This is a genomic window from Pseudoalteromonas sp. SR41-4 (assembly GCF_014163985.1).
GTDB lineage: Bacteria > Pseudomonadota > Gammaproteobacteria > Enterobacterales > Alteromonadaceae > Pseudoalteromonas > Pseudoalteromonas rhizosphaerae.
In genome coordinates this window covers 1-15,079 of record NZ_JACJEI010000021.1, presented here as the reverse complement: position 1 = coordinate 15,079, position 15,079 = coordinate 1, and the positions used below count along the sequence as shown (strand labels likewise).

Annotated in this window: 18 protein-coding genes; 9 read left to right on the top strand and 9 right to left on the bottom strand. The window is 40.7% G+C overall.

The features are described 5' to 3' along the window. Positions 1-55 precede the first annotated feature (55 nt). From H5180_RS15865 to H5180_RS15850, 4 genes are read right to left on the bottom strand one after another with little or no spacing between them, the layout of a single operon-like run. Positions 56-811, bottom strand: a complete 756-nt coding sequence (locus H5180_RS15865) for a phytanoyl-CoA dioxygenase family protein (protein WP_145239853.1) — start codon at positions 809-811, stop codon at positions 56-58. 4 nt (positions 812-815) lie between these two features. Beyond that, positions 816-1,406, bottom strand: a complete 591-nt coding sequence (locus tag H5180_RS15860; RefSeq protein ID WP_145239855.1) for a uracil-DNA glycosylase family protein — start codon at positions 1,404-1,406, stop codon at positions 816-818. Continuing rightward, positions 1,396-1,770, bottom strand: a complete 375-nt coding sequence (locus H5180_RS15855) for a VOC family protein (RefSeq protein WP_145239857.1) — start codon at positions 1,768-1,770, stop codon at positions 1,396-1,398. Before H5180_RS15855 ends, H5180_RS15860 begins: the two co-directional genes overlap by 11 nt. A 46-nt stretch (positions 1,771-1,816) precedes the next feature. Beyond that, positions 1,817-2,179, bottom strand: coding sequence for a VOC family protein (locus H5180_RS15850; protein WP_182758592.1), 363 nt, complete (start codon positions 2,177-2,179; stop codon positions 1,817-1,819). A gap of 259 nt (positions 2,180-2,438) precedes the next feature. Here H5180_RS15850 and H5180_RS15845 point away from each other — a divergent pair, with 259 nt between their 5' ends. The 3 genes from H5180_RS15845 to H5180_RS15835 are packed head-to-tail and all read left to right on the top strand — an operon-like array spanning position 2,439 to position 4,722. Beyond that, positions 2,439-2,783 (top strand): hypothetical protein, encoded by a 345-nt coding sequence (locus H5180_RS15845; RefSeq protein WP_145239861.1) that lies wholly within the window; start codon positions 2,439-2,441, stop codon positions 2,781-2,783. Next, positions 2,780-4,387 (top strand): PepSY domain-containing protein, encoded by a 1,608-nt coding sequence (locus tag H5180_RS15840; protein WP_182758591.1) that lies wholly within the window; start codon positions 2,780-2,782, stop codon positions 4,385-4,387. Before H5180_RS15845 ends, H5180_RS15840 begins: the two co-directional genes overlap by 4 nt. Beyond that, the gene (locus tag H5180_RS15835) at positions 4,387-4,722 is read left to right on the top strand and encodes a DUF3325 domain-containing protein (RefSeq protein WP_145239865.1); all 336 of its coding nucleotides are present in this window, start codon (positions 4,387-4,389) and stop codon (positions 4,720-4,722) included. The genes H5180_RS15840 and H5180_RS15835 overlap by 1 nt, the downstream gene beginning before the upstream one ends. A gap of 219 nt (positions 4,723-4,941) precedes the next feature. On the opposite strand, the gene H5180_RS15830 is transcribed toward H5180_RS15835, so the two are convergent. The 3 genes from H5180_RS15830 to H5180_RS15820 all read right to left on the bottom strand — a co-directional run bounded on the left by H5180_RS15830 (position 4,942) and on the right by H5180_RS15820 (position 9,383). Then, the gene (locus H5180_RS15830; protein WP_182758590.1) at positions 4,942-6,618 is read right to left on the bottom strand and encodes a hypothetical protein; all 1,677 of its coding nucleotides are present in this window, start codon (positions 6,616-6,618) and stop codon (positions 4,942-4,944) included. 79 nt (positions 6,619-6,697) lie between these two features. Continuing rightward, a complete protein-coding gene (locus tag H5180_RS15825; RefSeq protein WP_182758589.1) occupies positions 6,698-8,599 on the bottom strand; it encodes an alkaline phosphatase PhoX in 1,902 nt (633 codons plus the stop codon). A 247-nt stretch (positions 8,600-8,846) separates the two neighbouring features. Further along, entirely contained in the window at positions 8,847-9,383 is a 537-nt protein-coding gene (locus tag H5180_RS15820; RefSeq protein ID WP_182758588.1) for a lipocalin family protein, read from the bottom strand. A gap of 123 nt (positions 9,384-9,506) precedes the next feature. On the opposite strand from H5180_RS15820, the gene H5180_RS15815 reads away from it, so the two are divergent. From H5180_RS15815 to H5180_RS15805, 3 genes are read left to right on the top strand one after another with little or no spacing between them, the layout of a single operon-like run. Then, positions 9,507-9,956 carry a YaiI/YqxD family protein gene (locus tag H5180_RS15815; protein ID WP_145239874.1) on the top strand — a complete coding sequence of 150 codons (450 nt, stop codon included), beginning with the start codon at positions 9,507-9,509 and terminating at the stop codon, positions 9,954-9,956. After that, the gene (locus tag H5180_RS15810; protein WP_182758587.1) at positions 9,953-10,495 is read left to right on the top strand and encodes a DUF6942 family protein; all 543 of its coding nucleotides are present in this window, start codon (positions 9,953-9,955) and stop codon (positions 10,493-10,495) included. Before H5180_RS15815 ends, H5180_RS15810 begins: the two co-directional genes overlap by 4 nt. Before the next feature lie 53 nt (positions 10,496-10,548). After that, positions 10,549-10,920: a response regulator gene (locus H5180_RS15805; protein WP_182758585.1), complete on the top strand. Its 372-nt coding sequence runs from the start codon at positions 10,549-10,551 to the stop codon at positions 10,918-10,920. Positions 10,921-10,945: 25 nt separating this feature from the next. On the opposite strand, the gene H5180_RS15800 is transcribed toward H5180_RS15805, so the two are convergent. After that, the gene (locus H5180_RS15800; protein WP_149981972.1) at positions 10,946-11,857 is read right to left on the bottom strand and encodes a LysR substrate-binding domain-containing protein; all 912 of its coding nucleotides are present in this window, start codon (positions 11,855-11,857) and stop codon (positions 10,946-10,948) included. Between the two features lie 113 nt (positions 11,858-11,970). On the opposite strand from H5180_RS15800, the gene H5180_RS15795 reads away from it, so the two are divergent. Then, positions 11,971-12,276, top strand: a complete 306-nt coding sequence (locus H5180_RS15795) for a hypothetical protein (protein WP_182758583.1) — start codon at positions 11,971-11,973, stop codon at positions 12,274-12,276. 50 nt (positions 12,277-12,326) lie between these two features. On the opposite strand, the gene H5180_RS15790 is transcribed toward H5180_RS15795, so the two are convergent. Next, entirely contained in the window at positions 12,327-12,608 is a 282-nt protein-coding gene (locus H5180_RS15790) for a putative quinol monooxygenase (RefSeq protein WP_145239884.1), read from the bottom strand. A gap of 240 nt (positions 12,609-12,848) precedes the next feature. Between H5180_RS15790 and H5180_RS15785 the strand changes: the two genes are divergently transcribed. Then, the gene (locus tag H5180_RS15785) at positions 12,849-13,715 is read left to right on the top strand and encodes a LysR family transcriptional regulator (protein ID WP_182758581.1); all 867 of its coding nucleotides are present in this window, start codon (positions 12,849-12,851) and stop codon (positions 13,713-13,715) included. A gap of 202 nt (positions 13,716-13,917) precedes the next feature. Beyond that, positions 13,918-14,751, top strand: coding sequence for an ABC transporter substrate-binding protein (locus H5180_RS15780; protein WP_259399581.1), 834 nt, complete (start codon positions 13,918-13,920; stop codon positions 14,749-14,751). Positions 14,752-15,079: the final 328 nt, after the last annotated feature.

Sequence of the window (15,079 nt, the reverse complement as noted above, 5' to 3'; positions counted from 1 at the left end):
TTTCGAGATTATTACAGTAGCCCATGTGGTTTTTAGGCAGGTCTATGTAGCGCGGTTATTCTTGGTGTGCCAAAGTAACCGCAAAGGCACTGGCATCTTCTAATGTCGAAAGCATCGCTGGAGTAGGCAGACAGATATCCTGAACAAAATGCAGTACATGGGGCTGTGGCTCACCAAAAAGAATATCCAGCGCTAAGCGGTCTTTACCGTATAAACCACGGTGGATCATATTTGCCGAGAAAATTAATAAATCCCCTGCTTGCATTTCTATCACATGGCCGGTGGCTAAATCATCGCTGGTGTTGTTGTGATCAATAGCCAACCGAGTTGCCAGCTCATCAGGGGTATCCCAACGTCGATGGGTACCTGGTACTAACTCAATACCTGGCTCATCCTCAAGCGCAACCCGACAATGTATCACTTCAGGACCCGATAGCGCAGCTTGCTGCTCCGCCAAGCTTAAATGGTATTGCATATCACGATGCCAATAATTTTCTTGCTCAGGATTAACCGGATTAAAAAACAACTGGGTATTCATAAAGGCCGCTGATTCAAGTATCGAATCAACTTGAGCCATTAACTTATGGCTGGCAATAAACTTAAATAATACTAAGCGCTGGGCCTCATCTAAATAGGTATTTGCAGTTAAATAGGCACTATTAACCGCCTTGGTTTGATAAAACTGTTGATTATCTGCGATCCATTGCTGATGAAAACAATTGATCACTTCGCGCTCATGCACAAGTTCACGTTCAGTGTAAAAACCTTTTACATGAAAAAAACCATGCTGCTCAAATTGGGTATTGATCATCAAACTAATCATCCTCACATTGCAAAATTGCTTGAATAGTTTGCGCCAACTGTGGCACCACATCACGCTCAAACCAAGGGTTTTTAGTTAGCCAAATATTATTACGCGGACTCGGGTGCGGCAATGGCAAAACATCTGGCCAATACTCACGCCATGATTTTACTAACTCAGTGAGGGGTAAATGTTTTGTGTGTGGTAAATGGTACGCTTGGGCATATTTACCCAGCACTATGGTTAACTTAATATTGGGCAGTGCCGCTAAAAGCTGGGAACGCCATGCAGGTGCGCATTCTTTACGCGGCGCTAAATCGCCTGACTTACCTTTACCTGGATAACAAAAGCCCATCGGCAAAATAGCAACCTTAGTTGCATCATAAAAATCGCATGGCTTAAGCCCTAACCACTCGCGCAGCCGCTTACCACTGGCATCATCAAATGGAATGCCACTTTGGTGTACTTTAAGCCCCGGCGCTTGCCCTGCAATTAAAATACGCGCACTGGGATTAAATTGCAGCACCGGACGTGCCCCAAGCGCCAGCTCAGATTCACAGATCACGCATTGACTAACTTGCTTTAACAAGGTGCTAGCCATCATCACTGCTTTGCCCTATTCGCCACAGCACACCACTTGGATCATAAATAACAAAATCAATCATTTGCCACGCTTGCAAGCTTGGCTCAGTAATTTTTATATTATATTTTTGCGCCAACCCCGCACTTGTTAATTTATCATGCCATGCTGTCACATCTGCAACTAATAAGTGCATCATAAAATTTTTAGCGTGCTCTGGATTATAAAAATTTTGCAGTAAAAAACTACAGTCTCCGTGGTAAAAGTACGCCATATCTGGGGTTTCCCACGCGACTTGAAAGCCCATATGCTGATAAAACGCACAACTAAGCGCAAAATCTTTTGCTGGTACAAATGCTTTAATTTCTTCGCAACTCAAATCTGTCATTCAATTTCTTTCCTTGAGTTAGTAAAATTATGATCTATTTTTGCGTTCAATTATGTTCTGACCACACTGCAAATTCATTGCCACTGGGCTCGGTAAAATGGAATCGGCAGCCCCCTGGAAAATCAAAAATTGGTTTTATAATACTCCCGCCATGTTGCTCTACTTTAGCCTGTGTTTGCGCAATATCCTCGCTATAAAATACTAATAAAGCTGCGCCATGTTGCGTTAATGAGCTAAGTGGTGCTTGATAAAAACCGCCATCAAGCCCAGCTGTATCAGCACTAAATGACGTATATTCGGGGCCATAATCAATAAACTGCCAATCAAAAACCGCACTAAAAAATGCCTTAGTGACGATTAAATCTGCTGCGGCAAATTCAACATAATTAAGTTTTTTGTGTGCTGACATAGTACTCCCTAAAAAATTAATGTAACGGCTTATAGCCTTCCAATCACTAAGCATACAAGCAGTTGAAAAATTTGCGAACTTTTCAATTAAAACAGCAAATGATAAAAGCAGATCATCATTTTACTAAGTAAATATACTGAGTATTATTGCGCTGTCGTCGCGACAAACAACAAAGAAAATACGAATCACTATCTTTTCTGTATCTAGAATATATAATACCCCCTTTATTCGCCCCCATTTGGGACTTTGAGGGATCATCATGCACGCTCAATCTATCAAAAACAGCCAAACACTCTCTATAAGATCTAAATTAAGCCAAGCTTATCAAGCCCATGCTTACCGTTTTGCTGTTATCTCACGCTTTTTTGCCGCCATTGTTGGTGGTTATACCTTTACTGCCGTGTTTACCGCGTTACTGAGTATTATTTTACCGCTGAAAAAATCAGATGCTGTACTGCTTAGTATCAGCCTGACTATTTTAGTGTACAGCTGCGTGTTTATTTGGGTGTTTGCAGTTAAGTCATTACCTAAAATATGGATCACTATTTTACTAACTACTTCAGGGTGTGCTCTGATCTTATCATTACTAAAGGGTTGGCTATGAAAGAGAGTTTTTTCCGCTCCATGACCTGGATGCATACTTGGGTTGGATTATTAGTATGCTGGCTACTCTATTTAATATTTTTTGCCGGCACGGTGAGTTTTTTTCGGGACGAAATAACGCTATGGAATCAACCAGCACTGCACAATGTACAAGCGTCTGAACAGCGTGTAGCGCAACAGCGTAGCCAAATTATCAGTGGTATTAATTACCTACAAAATGCAGGCCCGGAGTCTACGCGTTGGGGAATTTACTTGCCCACAGAGCGAAAACCGCAGCTTAACTATGCTTATGAAAAGCCTCGTCCTGAAGGGAAGCGTTTTGGTGGTTGGCAAGAGCACAATATCAACCCACAAACAGGCGACGAAATAGCACAAACAAGAGACACCAGAGGTGGTAACTTTTTTTATCGACTGCATTTTGACCTACATTACATTGATGTACGCACAGCCCGTTGGATTGTCTGCTTTGCGAGCTTATTTATGTTGGTAGCGCTGATATCTGGGGTGGTGATCCACAAACGTATTTTTAAAGATATGTTTAGCTTTCGTGCCAATAAAGGCAGCCGCAGTTGGTTAGATGGTCATAATGTATCGTCAGTATTGGCGTTACCTTTTCATATTATGATCACCTATACAGGCCTAATCACGCTAATATTTATGTTATTCCCCTATCCAGCAATGACCGCATACGAAGATGGTATTCGTGGTTTATTTAACGATGTGTCACCCACTAATGTGCGCACCAAAACTAGCCCAGATAGCGCCCCATTAATAGCCATCGATACTATTTTAGATCAAGTTTATACTAACTGGCCTGATGCTGACTTAACACAAATATCAATTCGTGATCCAAATAAAGCCTCAGCCACAATTACAGTCCGTGCAGATACCGCTAGCCTAGTTCGCGACCAAACACCCACCTTATTATTTAACGGTGTAGATGGCAGCTTAATAGCTAAAACTGCTGCCCAATTAACCAATACTGAAGTGTTCTATGACTCGCTAACAGCCCTACACACAGGCCGTTTAGCTAACCCATTATTACGCTGGTTATACTTTTTATGCGGCGTAGCTGGCTGTGTAATGATAGCAACTGGCTGTATTATGTGGGCTAAGCGTATTCGCGAACGCATGAAAAAAGACCAACCTGCTACAATTGGCTTAAAGTTGGTAGAAGGGTTAAACCTTGCCACATTAATGGGCTTACCACTTGCAACCTGCGCATTTTTTATTGCCAACCGGTTACTGCCTATGACAACCCCTGAGCGCGCTGATAAAGAAATACTTGCATTCTTTGTGACTTGGCTAGCCGTTGCTTTGTTTGCGCTATTTAAACGCGCAAGGCCGCAGTGGATTTTACTCGCGTGGATAAACGGTATCGCCTGTCTCAGCGTGCCTGTTATTAATGCTCTTACCACCAATGGCAATCTAATAAGCTACTTGCTAAACGGTCAATGGGCGTTGTTTAGTTTTGATTTAATGTGCTTAATATTTGCAGCCTTATTTGTAATTCAGGCCAAAAAAATACCAACTCACACTCCGGCTAAAACACCGCAACAACGGGCGCGCCGTTCAGCAAAAACTAAGTTACAGGAGCAACCATAATGCATGAATTACTGCAATTGAGCCTATGTTTACTGGCATTTAATTGTTTTGCTTTGGCTAAATTTAATCATTACCGTGATGTATTTAAAACCCGCCCTAGCGACAAACTCAGTAAACAGTTTTTGATCGCTGCTTGGATCAGTATTTTACTAAGCTTAGTACTGAGTGTTGTACAACATAACGGCTACGGCGCTTTACTATTTTGTGGTTACATGGCACTAAGTGTCTTAATATTAATGATTTTTTATAGCTTCAAAGCATCTTGGGTAAAAATAATGACTGCTTTAAATATCACCGTTGTAATGCTCAGTGGGCTGTTTTTAACTGTTTTTTAAGCTTAGTTAGTAAAAATATGATCTGAGCAAAAAAAAAGGCAAACTAACTTAGTTTGCCTATATCCAAATGATTTGGTTATAAATAGTAGGGGGATACTCATATCACAAATAGCTTGATTGAAGCTATTGCCAATCAATCTATGTGGAATATGATATCCCTCTAATGTGTCATATTTATTACCTAGTAATTACTTTTTAATATAAAACATATCAAACCTATTACTGTGTAGCAGTAGACCAATCTAATTGCATGTCCCACACATAACGGTTTTGTTCTTCAAGTGGTGCTTGTGAGTCGTCAACTGTTTGCAGTACATTTTTAGCTTTTAATAGTGTTGCATCGCGGCCAAATAAGTAGCTCTGCTCTTTCATGATCGTAAAGTAGGCTTTATTAAGCTTAGTTGCGCGTTCTTTAGAGGGCGTAATTAACTCATATAAATTTTTTGCCTGCTTCACTCTTTGCTTATTCACAGTGCCATCTTGATTAAACCAACGCATGAGCATTTCTTGATTTTGACGAAATTCATCCCCGCCACCAACACGTTCAAAATAAGTTAAAAACTCCCCTTGCTGCTCACCTTTATTTGGTACATCGGTCATGGCTTTTAAATCAATATAACCCCAGCCATCACGCCCTTGTACTTTTCGCGGAAATGAAAAGCTTTGATCATAAGTTGATCCCACCGTTTTATGACAGCCATTACAAAATGCCAGCTCTTGTTTATGTTGAGGCCTCAGATCACCTTGAGCATCTTCGATATAACCGTTTATAGTCCAACCAAACATATTGTTTATGCCTTTATCGCCTAGATAACGAGTTTGTGGCAGATTTTCAAAGTGCTTTTCTTTCGCTTCTTTATAATACGAGGAGGCCAGTAATTGCTTAGATTTAAAGCGATGCTTTTTCATGTAGCGGACTTCTTTCATGCGTGGTGCATTGTAGACTTGACCATCCTCATCGACACCAATGTAACGTACCGTATGTAAAAACTCAGTATCTTGTGGGTATAACTGATAACTTAACTCTATGTCTTTTGCATCCCCTACATAATTGGGCTGCTTAGTTATATTACTTACCAATGCCGATAACCTGCCATCGTTATTTAGATCCTGACCAATACGCCGCTCTGAAATATCTGGTGTACTTATCTGCGCTAAATCTTTTATCGCCATTTCAACCAGACTTAAGTTAGCGATATAAACATCCTGATTGTAGATGCCGTCACGCTCACGAAATTCTTTTCCAAGGCGGATCATTACATCACCGGTTGAACCGTTGGTTGGCCAAAAAGTACTTGGAAAAGGTTTATAGTTAAAGGCAACCCAATGGCTGCCATATTTAGCAAAACCTTTTTCATCAAATGCCTGAGCTGGATAAGCTAAATTTTTAACTTCAGCTATTTCTCCTTGCCAATCAGGATTAGCTTTGAGTTTTTTAATAAAGCTGCCGTAATTATCTTGGTTTACCCAACTATTGATTTGATCGTCTGAAATACCCGCAATTAAATCGGTTCTATCAATGAAAAGATTCTTCCAGTGGTTTTTAAGTCCAAGATCTGAAAACTCGTACACACCTTGTAAATGCCCATCATTCATTGTATTTGGGCGATTTTTATCTTGCTTGTCTGTTTGATGGCAGGCATAACAAGGATTATTTTTGCCCTGGGTTTTGGTATAACACTGCGGTGGAATAACCGATTCCGGATTATATTCTTCATCATATTGCATATACGCAAGCGCGGGAATATCATCGCCCTCTTTATAAGGCGCTGAATATAGTGAGGTAGATGATGAGGTTTGTTGAACATACGTAACGTCGCTCATTGGCATCTCATTATCAAAACACCCAGTGAGTAAAACAACGTTCAGTAATATAAAGGGGGTTAAATACTTCATTTTTATGACTCTATTTTTTTCTAAAAAATGGGTAAACACAGGGTTTACCCACCTAAAAACGCTTTATCTAACGCTTAAATTACTTAGACTGTGGATCGTACATCCACAACGTATTGTTTTCTTGGAAGCCATCTTCACCAATAATGATACGACCATCACGCATAACAATCACATTGTCTGGTTGTGAAAGTTGTTCAACATCACAACGCTCAGCGCCAGTCAGGCTTGAACGATATGTACCGCCCATAATCACCGGTTCAATGCGAGTTAAGCTGTAACTTGTATCAATGTGCGCACGGTATACACCACCGCAGTCTTTTACTCGTCTTGATAGTTGAATATCGCCTTCGTCATCAACCATGGTGTTATCGAGATCTGAAATACCGATATACATGTACGCTTTTGTAACAACTTCATTTGCAATAACATCTTGCCCAGTGATCGCTTCGAGTACACGATCATGATTGATGCTAATACCTTCAAGCTTACGCCATTCGGCGGTAGCACCTTTCATTTTAGCCGCTTGGCGAGACTCTAAAAATGCTGCACGGTTATCCATCGGTTTGCCTGCTGTAACAGGGCTACCACCTTCGGCCTCGCTAGGGTATGTCGCTTTACCATCTGCCCATGCTTGTACATCAGCCAGTGACATATAACTTGTTTTACCGGCAACATAATCGCTGGTATTAATACCATCGTATTGTGCAATCCAGGTTTCAATATCAACATTGCTGCCACTGGCAAGCTCAACCCACTGCACATCAAAACCAGTGACAGTTGGCTCGTTTAAGCCGGCATCTTGGGTTAGTTTTGCACCATATAAAGTACCTGCGGATAAATCTTCTGGTTGGTCGGCAATAAATTTAAATAATACCCCACCGGTATCATCTTGTGATGAATATACGGTACGACGATCTGGCATAACTACCGAGTTTTCATGCTCATAACGACCAATGGTGTAATGCTTTACCACTTCTGGCGCATCGGTCATTGGTTTTTGAATTTCCGCGATATAACCATAACGGTAAGGATTTGGGAAATCAGGAGCAACAAGTGCTTCGATACCATCTGTACCTGTATCACTCGGATCATTCCATGATGCATCTGTGGTTGAGTTAACCGTTGAATTAACGATCCACTCTTCTGAAGTTAGCGGGGTGCCCCACGGAGAAACTGACCCAAAACAGTTAGCAGCCGTCCCCTTCACTGCGTCAAAGTTGATCATCATAGCATCGGTCACAGACCAAGCACCTTCTGCACTTTTTGACATTTTTAATCGGCTTACGCCACCAGGGTAAGATTCCCAGTTAGTAAAGAGGTAGCCTTCGTTTTCGCCTGCAGCAATAAAACCATTAAAATCTGGATTATTATTTTCGATGATTTTTTGATTATTATTAATACCGTAGTGCACACCTAAACCACCAGCCAGACCACTGTCACCTAACTCAGCATAAGTATCACCGGTTTGACCAAGAATTTGATATTCACCAAGCGCTGCAATCACAGTTTGGCGTTCAAACTCACTTTCTGGTACTGGCGAATTGATAATATTACGCGGTAAATTATTAAAGTTTACCCCACGTAATACGCCAACAGTGCCTCGATCAATAACTTTACCATTAACTGAATCTTTTGCCGTATTCGTGTCTGACGGATGCTGAACGTTGAAAAACAAGTCACCGCCATTACTTAAAAAAATACCTGTGACTTCAGCCCCCGCTGGCACAGTCGCTAACCGTGTTAAGCCACTGCCACCATTTTTTCCATCAACACCATTAGCACCATCAACACCATTTGTGCCATCGCTGCCATTCGTGCCGTTAGCTCCATCCGAACCATTCACACCGTTGCTGCCATCTACACCAGCTTCACCGACAGGACCTGGTGAACCGGTCTCGCCCTGTTTTCCGTCGTCTCCGTTACACGCTGTTAATGCTAAAGTGACGGCTCCAGCAATTAAAGATAATGCTACACGCTTCATTACTTACTCCTTGAAATTGGCCTGTTAAAAGTTTCAACCGAGCCTGATTATTGTTAGAAAAATTTCAAGAATAAGTGTGACCAGAAGTTGTTTCAGTTCTCTTACATATAAATGATGTTTTAGGGACGTAACTTTGACTAATGAATTACATATTCCTAGTTGTATTGACTAAAAAGCGTATGAATTGTTAAAAGCTAAAAAATGGCACTCTTTAGTGCCATCGATACACTGTAAAGGGGATTTACAGTCATGGTGTACTGTTCTGTTTAACCATAATCAGGTTGTCAGTATCAAAGCCTTTTTGCTGCGCAAGCACTTTAAAGTCAGCTAAGCGTTGCTCACTCACTGTGGGGGTACGCGATAATAGCCACAAATAATCGTTATTGTAGCCAGATACGTACGCATATTGGTAATTTTGTTGGTCTAACTTAAATACAATATAAGAGCTGTAAAAAGGACCAAAAAACGATACTTTTAAATGACCAACATCATTGCTATCAACAAATTTCGCAGTACCTTGAGCCTCACTCCATTTGTTTTCCTCGCTATTAAAACCACGGTTTAGCACAGTTACAGAGCCATCATCGTTAATTGTATAATTCGCTGTTATATTATCTAAACCCCGCTCAAAAGAGTGATCTAATCGGGCTATTTCATACCACTTACCTTGGTACTGTTCGATGGAAAAAGGACTCACTGGTGCAACCTTATCGGGCATGCCAGTACAGCCAAGCAGTAAACTACTGACGAACAGAGTAAGAGTGATAAATAATTGATTTTTCATCGTTGATTCCTTGATAGTTAATTAGGCCACCAACGCAGTAAAGCATAAAAAGTTCACTTAATACTAGTTGTTCTAAAAGCCTTAGGTTAGGATCATTTTTTTACTAACTATTAGAAGTTAACAATGAAGATATGGGTTGATGCTGACGCCTGTCCGGTGGTGATCAAAGAAATTTTGTTTCGTGCCGCAGAGCGTACGCAAACTGAAACAATTTTAGTCGCTAATCATGCAATGCGTATTCCGCCTTCAAAATACATTAGCCGGTTGCAGGTCTCATCAGGATTTGATGTGGCTGATGACGAAATAGTCAAACGTATTGCAGCCAATGATTTAGTGATCACCGGTGATATTCCGCTAGCATCAGAAGTAATCGATAATGGCGGCCAAGCGCTAAATCCTCGCGGCGAACTGTATACCAGTGAAAATATTCGCTCGTTACTAAATGTGCGCGATTTTATGGATACTATGCGTTCAAGTGGCGTTGAAATGAACGGCGGACCGCCACCGCTTAGCCAAAGTGATCGTCAAAACTTTGCTAATAATCTAGACCGCATTCTAGCTAAAAATAAATGAGTAAGGCTGCAAGTAATATAGGCTTTGGTGACCCAGCTTTTACAGTCGCTGTGTATGTAGCGAATGTACCACCGATGCCACAGTACACCAACCTAAGTACAGTGACTTCATGTGTGGATGGACAAATTGCCAGCATCAACCAAGCCTGTGGTAATGGCTGGCGTAAAGTATTTAATGTATATGCTAAAGTGTTATTTGCACTGCCTAGCGAGTATTACCAATTCGCCAAACTCGCCCCGACTTGGCAACACTATCGTGATGAACAACTGCTGCAGCTTAATAGTCAAACTGCCTTACTTTTTAGCCCTCCGGTTTTAAATAACAATAATACCTTGCATATTATTGCCGGACGCACCTATGCTAAAGTGCTGCTGCAGCAAGGACACTTACAGTGCCAATTACAGTGGTTAGATGAAGAATTTGCTATCGATAAAGTAAACAAGTTGATTGTGTGTCCATACTTTGATTACCGCCAACTTAGCAATATAAAAATAGCGCGACTTAGTCAGCTAGTTGCCCAGTGTTTTGTGGCAGAGTAAGACTTTGTTAACTAACCTTAAGGTAATTTGCATATTATGGACAATTTAACTTTATGAAAATCCTCGTCGTTGACGATATGCCTTTGATGCGCCATGTATTAATAAATATGTTAAGAAAACTAAATTATCACGATATTGTTGAAGCGACTGATGGAATACAAGCATTAAGTTTATTACAAAACCAAGGCTATGATTTAGTTATCACCGACTTGCATATGCCAAAAATGGATGGCAAAACTTTACTCAATCGTATTCGTGATGACCAAGAGTTAGCCGAAATCCCGGTGTTAATGATCACCTGCGAAGACAGCTCCACAGCAATCAAAGAAATTATCTCCGCGAAAGTGTCAGGCTTTATTGTAAAACCTTTTAATTTAAATGTGTTAGATAGCCAGTTAAAGAAAGTTATGAAGTTAGAAAGTTAGAAAGTTAGTCAATCTCAACGCTATGTTACTTTAAACATTGTTTAAGTGCGTCATCATCTTGCTGAAATCTAGATAATAACCAAGCTTGAAAAGCGATTACCTTTGGCCAATTAAAATGCTCCTTAGGGCCCACTAAATAATATTTATAGTGGCAGTTATATTCAAAATTTGGGTAAACTTCTAACTGCCCGAATTTGATATGGGACTCAATTAAACGTCGCCTCACTAACGCAATTCCTTGACCCGCCAACGTCGCTTGGATCACCAAGGCTGCGTTATCGATTTCTAAAAATACCGGCATTGCTGTAGTACTAATGTTTAATTCAGCCGCTAATGTTTGCCAACCACGCTCTGCATCAGGGCAAACATCCATAATTAACTGCTGTTGTAATAATTGCGCTCTTAAAGGTAATTGTGGGGTAAGCAACCCTGGTTTATAAGCCAGTAACAAACTGTCATCAGCGACCAACTCACTGTGTAACTCGGGATATTGCCCTAACCCAAAACGAATGCCTAAATCAACCTGACCAGAGGCAAAATTTGCATGTTGATCGCTAGGATCAATACGTAAATGAATGCCAGGATGGTGACGTTGAAAATCATTAATATGTTGCAATAACCAACCACTGGCAAACGAAGGTAAAACCGATAAATTTAAACTATGTGGATTTGTATCTTGGCTTAACGAATTAATCCCAGATTGAAAATGACTAAACCCTTGCAAGATAGCCGGGAGCAATTGTTCGCCTTGGCGTGTTAGTTCTACAAATCGAGTTTGCCGCTTAAATAACCGACATCCTAAATGAGCTTCTAACAACCTGATCTGTTGGCTCACCGCGGCTTGGCTAACAAATAATTGTTCCGCAGCCAACTTAAAGCTACCCAATTCAGCCGCATGCTTGAAATACCAGAGACTTTTTAATGGGGGTAGAGTCATAGCCATTCACAATTAAGAAAAACTAAAGCATAAGCAATTTTTAATCGTTTGTCAGCTTTTCTACATCAGGCAATACTTATATTACCAACCAAGCAAAATGAAGAGTTAACACAATGAAATATTTAATTATATTAGTTATTACATTAATTAGCTTTAGCAACCAAGCGCAAGCTAACACCACAATAAAACTTGATACCGATGAAGGCTACCCATACAAAAACTTAATCAACAAAGCGCAAAGAGTCGAATTACGTTATGTTGAAAATGATCATAAAGTGACCTGTAAAGTCAGTGTGCAAACCCTGCATAATCAATATATGGGGAAAGAGCAAACCGTTTCAGCTAAGCAATTTAAAAAGCAACCAATGGCGGCATGCTTAACTCGTATAAAAGCTAAGCAGATACTAAATATGTTATAAGCTATGGGAGCTTTATGCCGTTATTCCCAGCAACATAAAGCGCCTATTTTTCAGATTTCAGCTAAGTTATTTATTTCCACGGCTTTCGCTAATGCACTCTCATAAAATGTAAAAACTTGTTTTGTATAAGCTTGTTGATAATGCTCATCAAGTGCTTGTTGCGATACAAACCGCTCAACCAAAAATAAGCATGTTTGATTATCACCCGTGTATAACTCAAAGCGAATACAGCCTGCTTCAGCTAAAGTGGGTGCCACAATCGCTTGTAATTTACGTTTACACTCAGCGAACAACGCTGTCTTTGGGGTAATTTTAGCTACTATATTAATCATAAAATCTCACTACTTTCAAAGAAATGCATTCAATGCATTGAACCGGCAATCATAAAACGTTAGGGTTAAAGCTAAATTTAAATAAGTTGCCCATACTCCGAACAAAAACAACATAAAAAGCCATATCAACTTGATAAATGTAAAATGAATTTTCATAGTTGCGTCTATGCCCTACTACTATATTTTGATAGCAGCCGTTAAAATAGTGACCAAAATGCAAACTAAGATTGAGAAAATAACATGCTAGACGACCTGTATTTATTTACCGAAGTTGCGCGGCGCAAAAGCATGAGCCAAACAGCAACAGAGCTTAATTTAAATTTATCGACCTTATCGCGACGCATCCAAGCATTTGAACAAAAGTTAGGCACGCCACTATTACAGCGCAGTGCAAGAGGAATTTTACTCACCAGCGCGGGGCAGCATATTTATGACTCGCTCGCGAACTCTGTTTTAACACTTTCGAGTCAGGTTGAGCAGGTAATAAGTAAACAAAATATCAACGAAGAATTTTATCTACTATGCCCACAAAACCTGATTGCCGGGCCACTAATGAGCGCAATTAGTGCGTTTCAAACATCACACGCTCAGCTCAATTTGCATATTTATCCAAATAACTTAAACAGTCAGCTTAGCCAACAGCGCTTTAATTTAGCGATACGAATTGGCGAACAACAAGATTCAAGCTTTTATCAAAAGCGGCTCGGCTCAATTGCCACAGCGGTAATTACTAAAATACAAACGGCACCGCATAATCGCCTAATTTTGCCCTACACCGATAAACAACTTTCAGCAGCGCTGCTCAGCGAATTAAAGAGCTGTTTTGAGAATATCACCTATTGCTACGACATAACCATTGCACGCCAGCTAGTGCAATCGGGTGTGGGAGCTGGCTTATTGCCGATGAGCGAAATTGCCAGCTTAAACGCCAAGCAACAGTTTGCTTATGTAGCGCAAAACATACCGCTACCCGCTCGCCCAATTTACGCCATGTGGGCGCATACTCGCACGCCATCAGCCACCGCCAATAAGCTGATCACCAATATTCAGCAAGCAATCGCAGAGCAGCCCTGCTTACAAGGTGAAATTGTACCGCTCGGTAATTAATTTGCGCAGCCAAACTCTGCGATTAAAGCGCCGTTGTCAGCGTTGTTTACTTTGCTTCACACCACAACCAGGTTTCACTCATCAGACAACTCATATAAGCCGCACACAAGTTTATTAACTAATTCGCTTTTGCGTGATCGCTACTGTAGTATCATAAATGAGGAATTTATAACCAATGCAGATATTTTTACCATGATCATAAATGCTAAATTACACAATGCGAACAGCTAAACGATTACGTAATATATGCAACGCTAGTCTGTTACTACTGTTGTGTGTAAGTAACGCCACTAAAGCAGTACCGACAGCGCAAAGTATTGACTCAACGACAATTCAACTTAGCGCAGGTGAATGGCCGCCTTTTCTCAGTGAATCGCTGCCATACCAAGGCGTAGTAGCGCATTTAATTCGCGATATATTTGCTGAAGCAGGCATTACCGTTAACTTTACATTTTTACCTTGGTCACGTGCATATCACGATACCGAAAATAACAAATATGCCGCTACTGCGGTATGGATGTTCAGTGACGAAAGAGCAACGGCTTACTTATATAGCGAACCAGTGCTCAGTGAACGATTTGTGTTTTTTTATCAAAAGCAGCGCCATTTTGATTGGCAAAATATTGCAGATTTAAAAGGCCTATTACTCGGTGGTGGGCTTGGCTATAGTTATGGTCCAGAGTTTGATAAAGCCCTTGCCGAAGGCTCTTTTGAAATGTCGCGGGTAGGTAATACCGAGCAAAACTTCCGCCGTTTAGCACTAGGGCGTATCGACGCCTTTGCTGAAGAGCAAAGTGTTGGCTACTTTACCCTCAAACACCAACTACCCGATCTTGTTAATGTTATTAGCCACCACCCCAAACCCCTGTTAATTAATAAAAGCTTCTTACTATTTCCAAAAAATAGCAGCGAAAGTGAAAAACTGCTTAACACCTTTAATCAGTACTTATTACAGTTTAAGCAAAATGGCCGTTACAAAGCTTACTTTAAAGGTTTAGAGCAAGGCGATTATCTTCCCCAAGTCAAGTTACAGTAACGAGTTAACCCTTAGATCATGCTTTACGTGACAATAAGCCTAACCTAACTCGGCGTTTACTTAGAGCGACCTTTTGCACTTTAATCACATGCTGGCGTTGAAATTATTATTCGCCTCATTCGATGAGTTAGAAAGAGTTAAGTTGGCGGGCTAACACAGAGAAGCTGTAAAATGCACTACCGCTGAAATTTAAATAATCGACCTTCGTAGCAGATGTATGGACTCCTCCCCATTAACGGGAGAGTACGGTATAAAGAAACTGCAGAGAATCTTTTACCAAATTAGGAGTCCATACATGGCACATTGTAATTTAGTTGCTATTGATTTA